Annotated in this window: 12 protein-coding genes; 5 read left to right on the forward strand and 7 right to left on the reverse strand. The window is 74.4% G+C overall.

Annotated features, from left to right (window positions below):
* Positions 1-54: 54 nt before the first annotated feature.
* From A2CP1_RS05125 to A2CP1_RS05140, 4 genes are all read right to left on the reverse strand, one after another.
* A complete protein-coding gene (locus tag A2CP1_RS05125; protein ID WP_012632375.1) occupies positions 55-573 on the reverse strand; it encodes a cupin domain-containing protein in 519 nt (172 codons plus the stop codon).
* Positions 574-855: 282 nt separating this feature from the next.
* Positions 856-2,235, reverse strand: coding sequence for a multiheme c-type cytochrome (locus A2CP1_RS05130; RefSeq protein WP_012632376.1), 1,380 nt, complete (start codon positions 2,233-2,235; stop codon positions 856-858).
* Positions 2,236-2,278: 43 nt separating this feature from the next.
* Entirely contained in the window at positions 2,279-2,605 is a 327-nt protein-coding gene (locus tag A2CP1_RS05135) for a hypothetical protein (protein ID WP_012632377.1), read from the reverse strand.
* Positions 2,606-2,754: 149 nt separating this feature from the next.
* Positions 2,755-4,221, reverse strand: a complete 1,467-nt coding sequence (locus tag A2CP1_RS05140) for a DUF3373 domain-containing protein (protein ID WP_012632378.1) — start codon at positions 4,219-4,221, stop codon at positions 2,755-2,757.
* Between the two features lie 188 nt (positions 4,222-4,409).
* Between A2CP1_RS05140 and A2CP1_RS05145 the strand changes: the two genes are divergently transcribed.
* The 5 genes from A2CP1_RS05145 (at position 4,410) to A2CP1_RS05165 (ending at position 11,174) form a co-directional block, all read left to right on the forward strand.
* Complete coding sequence (locus A2CP1_RS05145) at positions 4,410-5,759, forward strand: sigma-54 interaction domain-containing protein (protein WP_012632379.1); 1,350 nt, start codon at positions 4,410-4,412, stop codon at positions 5,757-5,759.
* Positions 5,760-5,827: 68 nt separating this feature from the next.
* Positions 5,828-7,066, forward strand: coding sequence for a multidrug effflux MFS transporter (locus A2CP1_RS05150; RefSeq protein WP_012632380.1), 1,239 nt, complete (start codon positions 5,828-5,830; stop codon positions 7,064-7,066).
* Positions 7,067-7,172: 106 nt separating this feature from the next.
* Positions 7,173-8,057: a LysR family transcriptional regulator gene (locus A2CP1_RS05155; protein WP_012632381.1), complete on the forward strand. Its 885-nt coding sequence runs from the start codon at positions 7,173-7,175 to the stop codon at positions 8,055-8,057.
* A 165-nt stretch (positions 8,058-8,222) separates the two neighbouring features.
* On the forward strand, positions 8,223-9,179 hold the full coding sequence (locus tag A2CP1_RS05160; protein ID WP_012632382.1) for a hypothetical protein: 957 nt from the start codon (positions 8,223-8,225) through the stop codon (positions 9,177-9,179).
* A gap of 21 nt (positions 9,180-9,200) precedes the next feature.
* On the forward strand, positions 9,201-11,174 hold the full coding sequence (locus tag A2CP1_RS05165) for an APC family permease (RefSeq protein ID WP_012632383.1): 1,974 nt from the start codon (positions 9,201-9,203) through the stop codon (positions 11,172-11,174).
* Positions 11,175-11,209: 35 nt separating this feature from the next.
* On the opposite strand, the gene A2CP1_RS05170 is transcribed toward A2CP1_RS05165, so the two are convergent.
* Genes A2CP1_RS05170 through A2CP1_RS05180 form a run of 3 tightly spaced genes read right to left on the reverse strand, consistent with a single transcriptional unit; the run spans position 11,210 to position 14,769 of the window.
* Positions 11,210-11,890: a hypothetical protein gene (locus A2CP1_RS05170; protein ID WP_245529985.1), complete on the reverse strand. Its 681-nt coding sequence runs from the start codon at positions 11,888-11,890 to the stop codon at positions 11,210-11,212.
* An 11-nt stretch (positions 11,891-11,901) separates the two neighbouring features.
* A complete protein-coding gene (locus A2CP1_RS05175; protein WP_012632385.1) occupies positions 11,902-13,308 on the reverse strand; it encodes an alkaline phosphatase in 1,407 nt (468 codons plus the stop codon).
* Between the two features lie 24 nt (positions 13,309-13,332).
* On the reverse strand, positions 13,333-14,769 hold the full coding sequence (locus tag A2CP1_RS05180; protein ID WP_012632386.1) for an alkaline phosphatase: 1,437 nt from the start codon (positions 14,767-14,769) through the stop codon (positions 13,333-13,335).
* Positions 14,770-14,821 lie beyond the last annotated feature (52 nt).

Below are 14,821 nucleotides of genomic sequence, written 5' to 3' on the forward strand. Positions count from 1 at the left end.
GGCGCTCGCCGTTTTCGGACCTCGATGCCGCGGCCCGTCCCGTCGCCGGGCGCGTCAGCCGTCGACGCGCTCGCCGTCGAACCAGGCGCCGCCCTCGGGCCGGGCGGTGAAGCCCGCCAGGTAGCGCCGCTCCTTCGGCCCGCCCGGCGCCGCGCCCGCGAACAGGCCCACCTTGCCGGAGTCGGGGTACACGGTGATGTCGGTGGGGAGCATCGTGGAGAGCGCGAGGTACTGCAGCGGCTCCGCGCCGTCGTTGCGGAGCTGGTGGGCGGCGCCCGGGCCCGCGGGCAGCGCGACGTAGTCGCCCGGGCCGACCCGCACCTCGGCGTCGCCGACGCGCAGCAGCCCGCTCCCGGCGATCACGAAGATCGCCTCCTCGTTCGCGCAGTGGAAGTGGTGCGCCCAGGCGGTCTTGCCCGGCGGCAGCTCCATGTGGCTGCAGCCGAGCTGCTCGCCGCCGCTCTCGGCGGACAGCTGGCGGCGCCGGAACGCGAACCGCGTGCCCTTCTCTGCGACGGTCTGGGGGATCTCGGCGACGTTCACAACGTGCGGGTGCCGGCGCGTGGAGCTCATGGCGTCTCCTGCCCGAAGGCGATGGGAAACCAGAACTCTACCGTCCGCCCGGGGCGGCGGGCTCGCCGGGCGCGGGCGCGCCCCGAGAAGGCGATCCCCTCGTCCCGGAGCAGGGGGGCTCCGGGACGAGGGGCGTCGCTCAGCGCCGGAGGCCCACGCCGGCCGGAGCTCGCGGCCGCCCGCGCGGCGGCGGCGAGCCCGGAGGGCGGACCTGGGCTCCTGCGCGTGAGGGCCGCGCAGCGGCCGCGCCGCTTGGGGAACGCGGGCGCGCTGCGCGGGCCGTCACCACTCTTCCTTCTGCTTCTCGACGAGCTGCTTGAAGTAGAGCTCCGGGTTCGTCAGCTTCTTCACCTCGGCGGGCGCGTACCCGAGCTCGCGGAAGTTCAGCACGCCGTTCACGCCGTGGCAGTTGACGCAGTTCAGCGCCTTCGACCGCGTCACCAGGTGGTTGCTGCCGAAGTAGATCGTCTGCCAGCCGGGCACCGCGGCCTTCGCCACCGCCGCCGGATCCTTCATCCCCAGCGTCCGCGCGGCCGACTCGACGCCGGCGCGGGTGTCGCCGTTCGCCATCGGCGGCGCGAAGTCCATGGAGAGCAGCTTCCCCGACTTCGCGTCGTAGAACGCCTTCCCCATGTAGATCTTGAACGGGTAGATCTTGCTCTTCCCGTCCTTGCGGCTGCCCTTCGGGCCGATGAAGTGCGGCTCGTTGCGGACCTTCTGGTCGTACCAGGCGTAGACCGGGACGGTCTCGTTCGCGTCCTTCTTCAGCGTGGTCGGCTCGTAGAAGCCGTCGCCGCCCTTCTCCCAGACCGTGAAGTCCTTCGCCACCGCGCCGCCGGTGCGCGGGATGTGGCAGGTCTGGCAGGCGATCCGCGCGGTGTGGCGGTTGTAGTCCGCGCTCTTGTGCGGCTTCTCGCCGTGGCAGCCGTCGCAGGAGAGGCGCAGGCCGTCGTTCGCCCAGTTGTTCGGGTCGAAGCCGGTCGGGATGCGGTGGTCCTTCGCCTGGTGGCAGTCCACGCACACCATGCCCTTCGCGGCGTGCGCGTCGGTGTCCTTCGTGAACGAGAAGCCGCGCTTCACCAGCACGCCGCCGCCCGCGGTCTCGTGGCAGGTCATGCAGTTCTTCACGGTGGGCTTGCCGATCGCGAGCGCGGCCTTCGTGCTGCGGTCCTGGCCCATCACCACGCGGCCCTGCTCGTCCTTGTACGGCTTGCGCTGGCGGAAGTCGTACTCGGTGGAGTGGCAGACCAGGCAGTCCACCGCCGCCTCCGCCTCGGGCCCGCTGCTGCCCACGTCGTTCAGGTGGTTGCCGGGGTGGCAGGTGTTGCAGCCCGTGAACTTGGACTTGCCGTCCGCGTTCTTCGGGATCTCCTTCAGGTTGTTCACGATGTCGTTGCCGTTGCACATCGTGTAGATGCGGTTCTTCATCCCGTATTCCTGCTTCGGGTCCAGGTTCTCGACGTTGTCCACCTTGGAGGCGTGCTTCCAGTGGACCGTGCCGAGGAACTCCTTGGCCTTGCCGGGATGGCACTCCTCGCAGGTGGACGGGCCCTTGTAGCCGTCCTTCTCGATCTGGCTCCGGCCCGGGTGCTCAGCGGCGAGCGCGCCGGGGGCCTGGAGCAGCGCGATCAGCGCGGACGCGACTGCCGCCGAACGTCTCATGGTCTGGTTCCTCGGTCGGGGGGACGTGGGAGGGGCGCCGCGATCAGCAGCCGGCCGTCTTGCGGAAGTAGGTCGACAGCTTCTTGCCGTCCTTGACCTCGTACTTGCACCGGATCTCGTCGCCCTCGACGATGCGGTGGTCCTTGAACTTGTCGAGCGTGAGGTCGTCCTGGATCACCACCTCGACCAGCTCCTCGGTCTTGACGTCCTTCAGGACGACCGTCGCGGTCTTCGCGTCCTTCCCCGCGAGCTCGATCTTCGTGATGACGCCCACCATCTTCGTCTCGTCGGCCCGGGCGACGCCGCTCAGCGCCACCACGCACATCGCCAGCTGGACGACCGCGACCACGACTGCGAGAGCCTTCTTCATTGGGATCTCCTTGGAACGGGTGCTGCTGCTGCGGGGGAGGGTTGGTGCCTGCTGCGGCGTGAGCCAGGTGCGGCGCGGGCGGGTTCGGCGTGCGACGAGAGGCCGCACGCGGCGAGGGACGGCCTCGTCCCCCGCCGCGCGCGCGTGGCCTAGAACCGCACCTCGAACGTGCCGTAGAAGTCCTGCGCGGACTTCATGGGCGGGAGCATCTGCGCGTTCATGGGGCTGGCCATCAGCTCCGAGATCTTCACCGGGGCGCCGATCCAGTTGTTGCTGCCGGTGTAGTCGAAGTCGTAGTACTGCCAGCCCACCTTGAAGAACGCCTTGCTGACGAACGAGGAGATCGCCGGCAGCGGCAGCTCCTGGATCAGGTACGCCTCGTAGACGTTGCCGCGGGTGCCGAGCTTGCTCGTCCACAGGTCGTCGGCGGCGGGGTCGAACGGCATCCAGTACTTCGAGCCGTGGTTGTACTCGCCGCCGATCTTGGTGCCGGCGGGCAGGTCGTAGCGGAGGCCCGCGTACGCGCCCCAGCCAGTGCGGTCGGAGTCGTCCGGGCCGCTGGTGAGCAGGCCGGCGCCGGAGTCCATCCCGCCGAGCAGCATGTGCTTCCCGTTCGGGTGGGTGATGCTGACGCCGCCGCTCGCGAACGAGGTGAGGCTGCCGGGGCCGATGCCCTTCAGCGTGCTGAGCACGCCCACGCCGTACCAGTCGATGTCGCCGAGCTCGACGCCCACGTTGTTCGGGTCGTCGAAGATGTTGAACCCGCGGTTCCACTGGAAGTCGACGCGGAGCGGATCCGTGTCCACCGGAACGACCTGGACGCCGACCATGTCGGTGTCCTTCAGGTCGTTGGTGTTGCTGTAGCCGGCCTCGAAGCCGCGGCCGTAGCAGAGCTTCGCGAACGCGCCGGGGAGCGCGTCGATCTCCGGCGCCCAGCCCAGCGTCATGCCGTCGAACGCGTAGTCCACCAGCAGGCCGGGCACGCCGCCGTTGCCGGGGCGCTCGCCGTTCTGCCGCACGTGGGTGGGCGAACCGCCCGTGGACGGGCGGCGGCCGACCGAGAACCACACCGGCTGGTCGAAGATGTTGCTCCAGGTGGCGAACACCTGGTCCACGCGGAGGACGTTGTCCGTCGGGATGTGGCCGATGGTGCCGTCCAGGACCGACATCCGGTCCGCGAAGAAGCCGGCGTTGGTCGCGTCGGCGGTCTGCATGCCGCTCGTCTTGTTCATGAGCAGGCGCGTCGTGACCGTGACGTTCCGCGTCGCCTTGGCCTTCAGGTTCAGGCCGAAGCGGTTCGTCATCAGCGTCCCGTTCTCCGGGTCGAAGCCGGGCATCGGCACCGGCATGGCCGCCGGCCCCATGTACTGGTAGTACGCGGGGACCTCGCCCTTCAGCGAGTCGAGGCGGAACCGGTAGTCGCCGCTCACGGTCAGCCACTTGCTGAGCGACTTCTCCTCGTCCTTCTTCACCTGCTGCTTCAGCGCCTCGAGCTCCTTCGCCAGCTCGTCGAGCTTCTTCTGCTGCGGATCGGGGTCGGCGGCGCGGCCGGCCAGCGGCAGCGTCAGGGCGGCCAGCGCCGCCCCCGTCACGATGATTCGGATCAGCTTGCGCACGCGGGATCTCCTGTTCAGTGGACGGCCGCACGGGCCTCGCTCATGCCCTTTGCGGGACGCGTGCCTGCGACCGAGTGCCCTGATTCCGAGCGGTTGCGACGGGCGCGCCGGTCGCGACGACACGGAACGTTTCAGCGCGACGAAACACCGCGTTTCGCGCTGCGACGCGACATGCCAGCCTGCGGCACATGAGCGCATCGGAGCAGGGCAGCGAGGTCGCCTTCGCCGCGGTGAACGCGGCCTTCGGATCCCTCGGGCGCGTGTGCATGGCGCTCGACGACCAGTTCCGGGTGCGGCACGTGTCGTCGCGCCTGGACGTGCTGCTCGGGGAAGGCGCCGCGGCGCGGACGGTCGGGACGCCGGTGGAGGCGCTGCTCGGCGCCGAGCTGTTCGGCGCGGACGGCCCCATCCGCCACGCGCTGCTGGCGGGCGAGAAGCGCGAGGGCTGGCGCGCGCTGCTCCGGGCCGGCGACGGTGCCTCGCACCTGCTCTCCGTCACCGCCGCGCCGCTCCAGCTCGATCCGCACGGCGTGTGCGCGCGGGACGCGCGCTACCTGGTGGTGCTCCGGCCCGCCGAGGAGGAGGCGGGCGACGCCGCCGCCGCGCTGGCCACCACCGGCATCATCAGCCGCTCGCGCGCCATGGGCCGGGTGGTGCGGCTGGTGGAGAGCCTGCAGTACAGCGAGGCCTCGGTGCTCGTCACCGGCGAGAGCGGCTCGGGCAAGGAGGTCCTGGCGCGGCTCATCCACGCGCACTCGCCGCGCCGGAGCGGGCCGTTCGTGGCGGTGAACGCCGCCGCGCTGCCGGGCGACCTGCTCGAGAGCGAGCTGTTCGGCCACGTGCGCGGCGCGTTCACCGGCGCCACCCGCGACCGGCCGGGCCGCTTCGCCGCGGCCGCCCAGGGCACGCTGTTCCTCGACGAGGTCGGCGACCTGCCGCTGCACCTGCAGGTCAAGTTGCTGCGCGTGCTGCAGGAGCACACCTACGAGCGCGTCGGCGAGAACCAGCCGCGCCGCGCCGACGCGCGCATCATCGCGGCCACGAACCGCGACCTGCGCCGCGCCGTGGCGGACGGGACGTTCCGCGAGGACCTGTACTACCGCCTGCGCGTGTTCCCGGTGGAGATCCCCCCGCTCCGTGAGCGGCGGGAGGACATCGAGCCGATGGCGCAGCTCCTCCTGTCCCGCGTCTGCGCGCGGGCCGGCCGGGCGGTGCGCTTCTCGCCGGACGCGCTCCGGGCGCTCATGTCGCACTCGTGGCCGGGCAACGTGCGCGAGCTCGAGAACGCGCTCGAGTTCGCCGTGACGGTGTGCCGGGGCCAGACGGTGCAGCCCGAGGACCTGCCGCCGGAGGTGCTCGGCGGCGGGGCGCCGGAGCACGCGCCGGTGCGCGCGTTCGAGCCGGCGGACGCGTACGAGCGCGCCGCCATCGAGGCCGCCCTGCAGGCGCACCGCTGGAGCCGCGCGGAGGCGGCGCGAGCGCTGGGGCTCTCGCGCAGCACGCTCTGGCGGCGCATGCGCTCGCTCAACATCGGGTGAGCCCGGGCGCGCCGCCCGGAGGCGGCTTGAGCGCCGCCGCCGGAGGGGCTACACCTCGGCTCCCCCCGATGCCACGCCTCACCCCCGCCACCGCCCGGCACCACGGGCGGCTCGCAGTGCTGCTCGCCGCGCTCTCGGCGCTCGGCCCGTTCTCCACCGACGCGTACCTCCCGTCGTTCCCGGAGATCGGGCGGGTCTTCGGCGCGCCGGCGGTGCTGGTGCAGCAGACGCTCACCGCGTACATGGTGCCGTTCTCGGTGATGACGCTCTGGCAGGGCGCCATCTCCGACGCGCTGGGCCGCCGGCGCGTGACGCTCGCGATGCTGGCGCTGTTCGCGCTCGCCTCCGTCGGCTGCATGCTCTCCTGGCGCATCGAGGCGCTCGTCGCGTTCCGGGCGCTGCAGGGCGCGACCGCCGGGGCGGGCATGGTGATCGGCCGCGCGGTGGTGCGCGACCTGCTCGACGGGGCCGAGGCCCGCCGGCTGATGAGCCGCATCGCGCTGGTGTTCGCGATCGCGCCGGCGCTCGGGCCGGTCGTGGGCGGCTGGCTGCACGTGTGGCTGGGCTGGCGCGCGGTGTTCGGCTTCCTGGCGCTGTTCTCCGCGGCCCTGTGCGCCTGGTGCTGGCGCGCGCTGCCCGAGACGCTGGCGCCGGCGCAGCGGCGGCCGCTCCAGGTCCGCTCCATGCTGCGCGGCTACCGCGAGGTGCTCTCGTCCCGCGCGTTCCTGGCGCTGGTGGCGGGCGTCACCTGCAGCTTCTCGGCGGTCTTCCTGTACATCGTGGCCGCGCCGGTGTTCCTGCTCCGCCACCTCGGGGTCGGCGAGACCGGCTTCCTCTGGCTGTTCGGCCCCATCAGCGGCGGCATGATGCTCGGCAACTGGGCGTCCGGCGCGCTCGCGGGACGGATGACGAACCAGCGCACCGTCGCCTGGGGCTTCGCCGCGATGGCGGTGGCCGCCCTCGCGAACGTGCTGTTCCACGCGCTGCACGCGCCCGCCCTGCCGTGGAGCGTGCTGCCGCTCGTCGGCTACGTGCTGGGCACGTCCCTCGCGATGCCCTCGCTGACCCTCATGGCGCTCGACCTGTTCCCGGAACGGCGCGGGATGGCCTCCTCCTGCCAGGCGTTCGTGCAGACGGCGGGCAACGCCCTGGTGGCGGCGGCGCTCGCGCCGCTGCTGTGGGGCTCGGCACGGACGCTCTCGCTCGGCATGGCGGGCGGCCTCGCGGTGGGCGCGCTCGCGTTCGCCGCGTACGCCGCGGTCCCGCCGTCCGAGCCCGCCAGCCGACCCGAGCGCCGCGCGGCCTGACCGGGCGAGCCCGGCCCGCCCTTCGCCGTGCTATCACCTCTGCCCGTGCGGGCGCTCCGGCGTCCGCGCCGCCCCGCCCGCGGCACGAGGGGCGGGGAGGCGTGCGATGGCGAGGAACCCGCGCGCGGTGGACCCGATGCGCGCCGCGATGGCGCGGTCGGGCCCGCTCGACTGGGGAAACCTGCTGTTCTTCCTCGAGCTGTCCCGCAGCGGCAGCCTCGCCCGCGCGGCGAAGCGGCTCGGGGTGGATCGCAACACCGTCGGGCGCCGCGTGGCCGCGCTGGAGGAGGAGCTCGGCCTGCCGCTGTTCGAGCGCGGCCCGCAGGGCTGGGCCTGCACCGCCGCGGGCGAGGAGCTGGCGGCGCTCGCCTCGCGCGTGGAGGAGGACGTCCTCGCCATCGCGCGGCACGCCGACGCGCGCGACCGGACGCCGGCCGGCACGGTGCCGTCGCTCCGCGCGCGGCATCCCCGCCTGCTCCTGGACGTGTCGGCCGACTTCCGGAACTACGACCTCACGCGCCGCGAGGCGGACCTGGCGCTCCGGCTGGGCCGCCCGAGCGACGCGGGCCTGGTCGCGCGGAAGCTCGCGTCGGTCGCCTACGGCATCTACGCCTCGCCCGCGTTCGCGGCGGAGCGGCGCGGCCGGATGGACCTGGCCCGCGACCCGGTGCTCGCCTACGAGGGCGCGACCTCGCCCCAGGAGCGCTGGATGGACGACCTCGCGCCGGCCCGGGCCGTGGCGTTCCGCTGCAACACCAGCCTGGCGCTCGCCGCGGCCGCGCGCACCGGGATCGGGGCCGCGGTGCTGCCGTGCTTCGTCGCCGACGGCGACCCGGCGCTCGTCCGGCTCGACGGCCCGGAGCCGCCCTCGTACGACCTGTGGCTCCTCGTGCACGGCGACCTGCGGCGCGTCCCGCGGGTGCGGGCGGTGATCGAGTGGGTAGACGGGGTGGTGGACGACGCGCGGGAGCTGCTCGCCGGCACGCGCTGACGCCTCGCCGCGGCCGGCGGGCGCTCGCCGCCCGGCCCGCCGCGGCGCCAACGGGGGGGGGAGGGGCTGGCCGCCGGACCGGCGGCAGCGTACAACTCCGTGGCAGCAACATCGCGCCGACCTCCGTTCGCGTCGAACGGTCGCCCTCGCGAAGAGGAGCGACCCATGGATGATCTGTCGACGGGCACGCTGGTCCGGCACGCGACCCTGGGCCTCGGGCGCGTGGTGGCGCTCGAGCCGAACGCGGTGCACGTGTTCTTCCCCGCGGCCGAGTCGCGCTTCGCTGCGAAGCTCCGCCTGCCGGACGCGCGGCGCCTGCTCCGCCGCGAGGCCGCCGGGAACGATCCCTGGCTGGAGGGGCTCACGCCGTTCTCGCTCGACGCCGAGACGCGACGCTACGCGCTGGCGGCGAGCTGGATCACGCACGATCAGGCGGTGGCGCAGTTCACGGCGGCGTACCCCGGCGGCTTCTCCGGCGAGGCGTACCTCGCGCCCGGCGGCCGCGCCGCTGCCTGGCGCGCCGCCGCCGCCGAGATGGAGGGCGCGTTCGGGGACGGCGCCGCCGCGGCGCTGCTCGCGGACGGCGATCACCGCGCGCTGGTCGAGCGCGCCCTGCGGGTGCTCGGGAAGGCCGCCGCCGCGGGCACCGTGGACCTCGACGAGGTAGAAGCGGCGCTCGCCGACGCGGAGACCGCGCTCCCGTTCTTCGAGGCGGTGCTCGCGGTGCTGTCGGTGCCCTCGCCCGCGCGGGCACGGTTCGAGCGCCTGTTCGCCGCCGCGGGCGCGCTCGGCGACTCGGCCGTGGCGTGGCCGCTCGCGACCGCGCTCCCGTTCGTCGCCTCGCCGGCGAAGCAGGTGTTCCTGTCGCCGCGGATCGCCTCGGCCGCCGCGGATCGCCTCGGGTTCGACCTGCGCCTCGACGCGGCGCCCGGGTGGAGCGCCTACGCGGCGCTGCGGACCTTCTCCGACGGGCTGCTCGAGCGCCTGCGGCCGCTCGGCGCGCGCGATCTCGTGGACGTGGAGGCGTTCCTGCACGCGATCGCGACGCGGCGCGCGGGGTCGACGGCCGGCCGGTCGAGGGCGACGCGCCCGTCCGCCGCCCGCTCGAAGCCGGCGCGCTGATCCCGTGCACAACGTCGAGGGGTGCGCCGGCTCCGGCACGCCGTCCTCGGCACCGATCCCGACCTGTCGGATCCGCGGGTGCTCGACCGGGTCACGGTCGGCGTCCTCGCCGCCTGGATCGCGATGGGCGGGGACCTCCTCGGCTCCTGCGTGTACGGCCCGGACGTGCTCGGCCGCGCCAGCGGCGGGCACCGCGGCGTGCTGGTGGTCGCGGGGCTGGCCACGCTGGCGACGCTCGCGGTCCTCGCGCTCGCCTACACGCGGATGGTGGTGCACTTCCCGCACGGCGGCGGCGGCTACACCGCCGCGCGGTACGCCGCGGGCGAGCGCGCGGCGCTGGTGTCGGGCGTGGCGCTGGTGCTCGACGCCGGCTTCAACGTCGCGGTGTCGGTGGTCACCTGCGTCGAGGCCGCCGCGGCCGTGCTCCCGGCCGGCTGGGCGGCGATGCGCCTCCCGGCGGCGCTGGCGCTCGTGGCGCTGCTCGCGATCGTGAACCTCCGGGGCGTGAAGGAGTCGGTCGCGCTCCTCGCCCCCATCCTGCTCGCGTTCGTCGGCTCGCACCTGCTGGTGCTCGGGGCGGCGCTCGCCCAGCGCGCCGGCGCCATCCCGGACGCGGTCGCGGCCGTGCCGGGCGACCTCTCGAGGCTCGCCGCCGATCGCGGCGCGGTCGGCGCGCTGGGCACGGTGGTGCGGGCGTACGCGATGGGTGGGGCCATCTACACCGGGCTCGAGGCGGTCTCGAACGGCGTGCCCATCCTGCGCGAGCCCAAGGTCCGCTCCGCGCGGCGCACCATGCTGCTCCTGGCGGGCGTTCCGGCGCTGCTCATCACCGTCATCCTGGCCGGCTACCTCGCGTACGACGTCCGCCCGTCGCCCGGGGTCCCCATGAACGCGGCGCTGTTCGAGCGCGCCGCCGCGCAGCTGGTGGGGGGCGGCTTGGCCGGGCGGCTGGCGGTCGCGGTCCCGCTGCTCGCCGAGGCGGCCCTCCTGGTGATGGCGGCGCAGACCGGGTTCGTGGACGGCCCGCGCATCCTCGGCGCGCTCGCCACCGACCGGTACCTGCCGCGCCGCCTGTCGCGGCTGAACGGGCGGCTCGCGCCCGCGGCCGGCATCCTGGTGGTCGCCACCGTCGCGCTCGCCGCGACCGCGCTCACCGGCGCCGCGCTGGAGCCGCTCATCGCGGTGTTCGTCACCAGCGTGTTCGTGACGTTCAGCATCAGCCAGTGGGCGATGCTGCGGCACGCGCTCCGCCGCCGGCTGCTGCACGCGCCCTGGCGCGCGGACGCCGCGCTCCACGCCCTGGCGCTCACGCTCTGCGCGGTGATCCTGGCTGGCACCGCCGCCCGCTGGCGCGCAGGGGCCGCGGTCACGCTCCTGCTCGTGGCCGCCGCCGTGGCGCTGGCCCTCGCGATCCGCCGCCGCTACGAGGCGGTGGCGCGCGCCGCGGAGGCGGCGGCGGGCCAGGCCTCCCCGCCGGTGGTGCCGGAGGAGCGCCAGGCCGAGGTGGTCGGCGCCGGGACGCTCATCGGGCGAGACGTCCCCATCGCCGTGCTGGTGCTGGGCGATCGCACCGCGCTCGCGCGCGTCGGCCTCGCGTGGCTGGCGCGGCTCACCGCCGGCCTGGGAGGGGTGATCCTGGCCGGCGCCACCCTGCTCGACGCCGAGGCGGTGCAGGGGGAGGAGCACCTGCGCGCGCGCGAGCGGCAGCGCCGCCGGCAGCTCGAGGCCCTCGCCGAGGAGGTCCGCCGGAGCGGGCTTCCGGTCGCCATCGCGCTGCGCCGGGGCGCCGACGCGCTCGAGACCACCGCGTCACTGATCGCCGACCTGATGCGCCGGCGGCCCGCGCCGAGCGTGGTGGTGGGCTTCCGCTCCACGCCCGAGGGCGCGGCCGTCGATCCGCTCCTGCGCGACGACGACCTGTCGGTTCGGCTCCAGACGCGCCTGCAGCGCGAGGGGATCCCGATGGTCGTCGTGTCGGTGCCGCTGGACGCGTGAGCCGGCGGCGCGGCGGCCGCCGGCTCCGGTCCGGCTCAGTCGAGCACGTCCGTGTACTCCTTCGCCGCCCAGCCGGCGACCGCCGTCCATGGTGCGGGGGAGGGGGCGCGGACGCGCTCGGCGATGGAGGTCCTCACGATCGCGCCTGCCGCGGTGCGGCTCTCCACGCGCCGCGGATACTCCCCGGCGACGTCCCACAGGACGCGGGTCGTGCCCTCGGCGGTGCGCCGCTCGTACCAGCGCGCGCCCGCCGGCGCGGGGCGCGCCGACGGGGTCATGGCCGCGAGCGCACGCGCCGGGATGAAGCGCGAGGACGTCTCCCAGTCGCCCTCGAAGCCCACCGCCGCGCGATCGGGCTCCGGGACCTCGAGCACCAGCTTCCGATCCGGCACCACCAGGCGCAGCCGGATGCCCTGGCCCGCGGGCGTGATCCAGCGCGCGGCGGTGGCGAGGTCCTCGTGGGCGTGTCCCTCGTGGCCCGCCGCGCCACCGGGCGCGGCGGCGTGCGCCTCGTGCGGAAGCACCCGCTCGATCCAGACGACGTCGGCCCGGCGGTGGACGCGCTCGCGGAACGCGGTGGTGCGCGTGACGCCGTCGGCGCCGTTCGAGACCACGGTGTGGCGGAGCTCGAGGTCCAGCGGCGGCGGGGAGGCGACGCCGGCCGCGGGCAGGGCCGCGGCCGAGGCCACCCCGATCGCGAGGGTGCAGGCGATCATCCGGCGCATCGCTACAGCCCCATCGCCGCGCGCACCAGGCCGAACACGCGCGTGTTGTCGATCGTCCCCTTGAACCCGGCGCTCCCGGCGCCCTTCGCGAACAGCATCACGTCGCCGCCGCCGTGCGTCTCGGAACCCGGGGTGCCGAGCTGGACGCCGACGTCCTGCAGGTAGCCGGGGGCGGTGGTGTCGACCAGGCTCGGGTCGGCCCGGTCGGCGTTCCGGGGCGTGCCGCCGTTGCCGAAGACGAGCGTCGTGTACGCCCGGCCGTCGGCGGCGAGCGCCGGGACGGGTGCGCCGGTCACCGCGGTCTGCTTGAGGTCGGTGGAGAGGCCGAGCACCGGATTGCCGCGGTGGGCATAGCCGTTGAACGCGAGGGTGTGGTCGTGGTCGGCGGTGACCACGATGAGCGTGTCGGCAGGGTCCACGAGCGCGAGCGCCCGCGCGATGGCGTCGTCGAACGCGACCGTGTCCTCGAGCGCGCGCCGCGCGTTCGTCCCGTGGAGCGCGTGGTCGATGCGGCCGCCCTCGACCATGAGGAAGAAGCCGTCGCCGTCCCTGGAGAGGATGCGGATGGCCTTCTCGGTCATGTCCGCGAGGCTGGGCTCGTCGGCGCCGTTCGCGACACGGTCCAGCTCGTACGACAGGTGATCGCGGTTGAACAGGCCCAGGAGGCGGGTGGTCGCGGCGGGGTCCACCGCCGCGAGCGCGCTGCCGCTGGTGACGTAGGTGTAGCCGGCCCCGGTGAACAGCGCGGTGAGGTCGGTCGCGTCGGACCGCTTGCTGCCGGTGGTGGTGCTGGGGACGAAGTGCCGCCAGCCGCCGCCGAGCAGCACGTCCACACCGGCGCCCAGGGCGGGGTTGAAGCCCGGATGCCCCGGGGTCACCTGCTCCGCGATGGTGTTCTCGCCGTCGCGGTGGCAGAGGTGCGAGTACGTCGCGGCCGGGGTGGCGTGGGTGACGCGGGTGGTGGTCACCGCGCCGACCGCCTTGCCGGCGGCCTTGGCGAGCTCGAGCAGCGTGGTCACCGGCGAGCCGTTGCCGGTCTCGGGGCAGGTGGAGTCCGCGCCGGAGACGTAAGGGGCCGGCGGGGTGACGGACAGGTCCGCCGCGGAGGTCTCCGCGGACATCGAGACCACCTCGTTGTTCATCTTCACGCCGGTCATGTACGCCGACATGGAGGGCGCGCTGTCGGTGGTCTGGGCGTTCGCGGAGTAGGTCTTGACCCGGGCCGTGCGGCCGAGGCCGTCCATGGCGAGGGCGCCGGCCTCGCCGTGCGCGAAGATGCGTGCGGCGGTCACGGTGGTGGGACCCATCCCGTCGCCGAGGAAGAAGATGACGTTCTTGGCCGGGCCGGCGGCGACGGCGTCGCCGGCGGAGAGCGCGAGCGCGAGCGCCGCGAGGGTGCGTGCGTGCATGGGAGTGTCTCCTGGGAGCGAGGGCTAGAGGCCCGCGGCCCGGCGGACCAGCGTGAAGACGGCGGTGTTGTCGATGACCCCGGTGAAGCGCTCCGCGCCGAGCCCGGCTGCGCCGATGAACACGTCGGTGCCGCCGTGGGTCTCGCCGCCGGCCGGCATGGGGACGGCGGCCTCCTGGTGGTAGGTGCTCGCGGAGACGGTCGCGTCGTCGAGCGCGGTGCGCGTGGCCGGGCGGCTCTCGCCGTTCCCGAAGCCGATCACCGTGTACGGGAGCCCGCCCACGTCCGGGTCGGGCGCGCCGGTGAGCACGTTGCGGACGAGGCCGAGGACACCTGGGGCGGCCGCGGTGGTCGGGCCCGTCCGCCGCGCGTAGCCGTTCAGGACGAGCGTGTGGTCGTGGTCGGCGGTGACCACCACGAGCGTGTTCTTCAGGCCGGGGTCGACCTGCTGCATGCGCGCGAGCGCGGTCGCGATGGCGTGGTCGAACGCCACGGTGTCCTGGAGCGCCTTCTTCGCGGTGGTCTCGTGGAGGGCGTGGTCGATGCGCCCGCCCTCGACCATCAAGAAGAAGCCCTTCGGGTTGCGCGTGAGCACGTCGAGCGCCTTCCCGGTCATCTCGGCCAGGCTGGGCTGCGCGGCCGGGTCGCGGTCGAGGTCGTAGGCCATGTGGCTTCCCGTGAACAGGCCGAGGAGCCGGCCGCCGGCCGGCGCGGCGTCCAGCTCCGCCTCGGTGGAGGCGTAGGCCCAGCCCGCCGCCTTCAGCTCGGCGACGAGGTCGCGCCCGTCGGTGCGGGCGCCGCCCTTGGCGGCGGGGAGGAAGTGCCGGCGGCCGCCGCCCAGCACCACGTCGACCCCCGAGCCGAGCGCCGCGTTGAAGCCGGCGCCCGGGACGAGCTGCGCGGCGATCGTGTTCTCGGCGTCGCGGTGGCAGACGTGGGCGTAGGTCGCGGCCGGCGTGGCGTGGGTGACGCGGGTGGTGGTCACGACGCCGGTGGCGCGGCCGGCCGCCTTCGCGAGCTCGAGCAGCGTGGTCACGGGCGCGCCGTTGCCGCTGGGCGGGCAGGCGCTGTCCGCGCCGGAGAGGTAGTCGACGCCGGCGGCGTCGAACGCGCGCGTGTCGGGGGACATCGAGATGACCTCGTTGTTCGCCTTCACGCCGGTCATGTACGCGGCCATGGACGGCGCGCTGTCGGTGACCTGGGCGTCGTTCGAGTAGGTCTTGACGAAGCCGGTCTCGGGCAGCGCGTCGATGGTGAGCGCGCCGTCCTCGCCGACCGAGTAGATGCGCGCGGCGGTGAGCGTGGTCATGCCCATGCCGTCGCCCAGGAAGAAGAGGACGTTGCGCGGCGGGGCCGGGGGCGGGCTCGACGAGGAGTCGGACGAGCAGCCGCCGAGCGCGAGGGCGCCCGCGGCGAGCGCCGCGAGCGCGCGGTGGGAGAAGGAGCCGGGTGAAGATCGCATGCGAAGGACCGTCCTTTGCGTGGAGTGGGAGGAGCCGGGTATAGGCGCCGCC

This window comes from Anaeromyxobacter dehalogenans 2CP-1 (assembly GCF_000022145.1).
Lineage (GTDB): Bacteria > Myxococcota > Myxococcia > Myxococcales > Anaeromyxobacteraceae > Anaeromyxobacter > Anaeromyxobacter dehalogenans.

Bases quoted from the DNA above. Each gene is read 5' to 3' on its own strand.
- A2CP1_RS05125 (WP_012632375.1), bottom strand. From the start codon at position 573: ATGAGCTCCACGCGCCGGCACCCGCACGTTGTGAACGTCGCCGAGATC.
- A2CP1_RS05130 (WP_012632376.1), bottom strand. From the start codon at position 2,235: ATGAGACGTTCGGCGGCAGTCGCGTCCGCGCTGATCGCGCTGCTCCAG.
- A2CP1_RS05135 (WP_012632377.1), bottom strand. From the start codon at position 2,605: ATGAAGAAGGCTCTCGCAGTCGTGGTCGCGGTCGTCCAGCTGGCGATG.
- A2CP1_RS05145 (WP_012632379.1), top strand. From the start codon at position 4,410: ATGAGCGCATCGGAGCAGGGCAGCGAGGTCGCCTTCGCCGCGGTGAAC.
- A2CP1_RS05150 (WP_012632380.1), top strand. From the start codon at position 5,828: ATGCCACGCCTCACCCCCGCCACCGCCCGGCACCACGGGCGGCTCGCA.
- A2CP1_RS05155 (WP_012632381.1), top strand. From the start codon at position 7,173: ATGGCGAGGAACCCGCGCGCGGTGGACCCGATGCGCGCCGCGATGGCG.
- A2CP1_RS05160 (WP_012632382.1), top strand. From the start codon at position 8,223: ATGGATGATCTGTCGACGGGCACGCTGGTCCGGCACGCGACCCTGGGC.
- A2CP1_RS05170 (WP_245529985.1), bottom strand. From the start codon at position 11,890: ATGATCGCCTGCACCCTCGCGATCGGGGTGGCCTCGGCCGCGGCCCTG.
- A2CP1_RS05175 (WP_012632385.1), bottom strand. From the start codon at position 13,308: ATGCACGCACGCACCCTCGCGGCGCTCGCGCTCGCGCTCTCCGCCGGC.
- A2CP1_RS05180 (WP_012632386.1), bottom strand. From the start codon at position 14,769: ATGCGATCTTCACCCGGCTCCTTCTCCCACCGCGCGCTCGCGGCGCTC.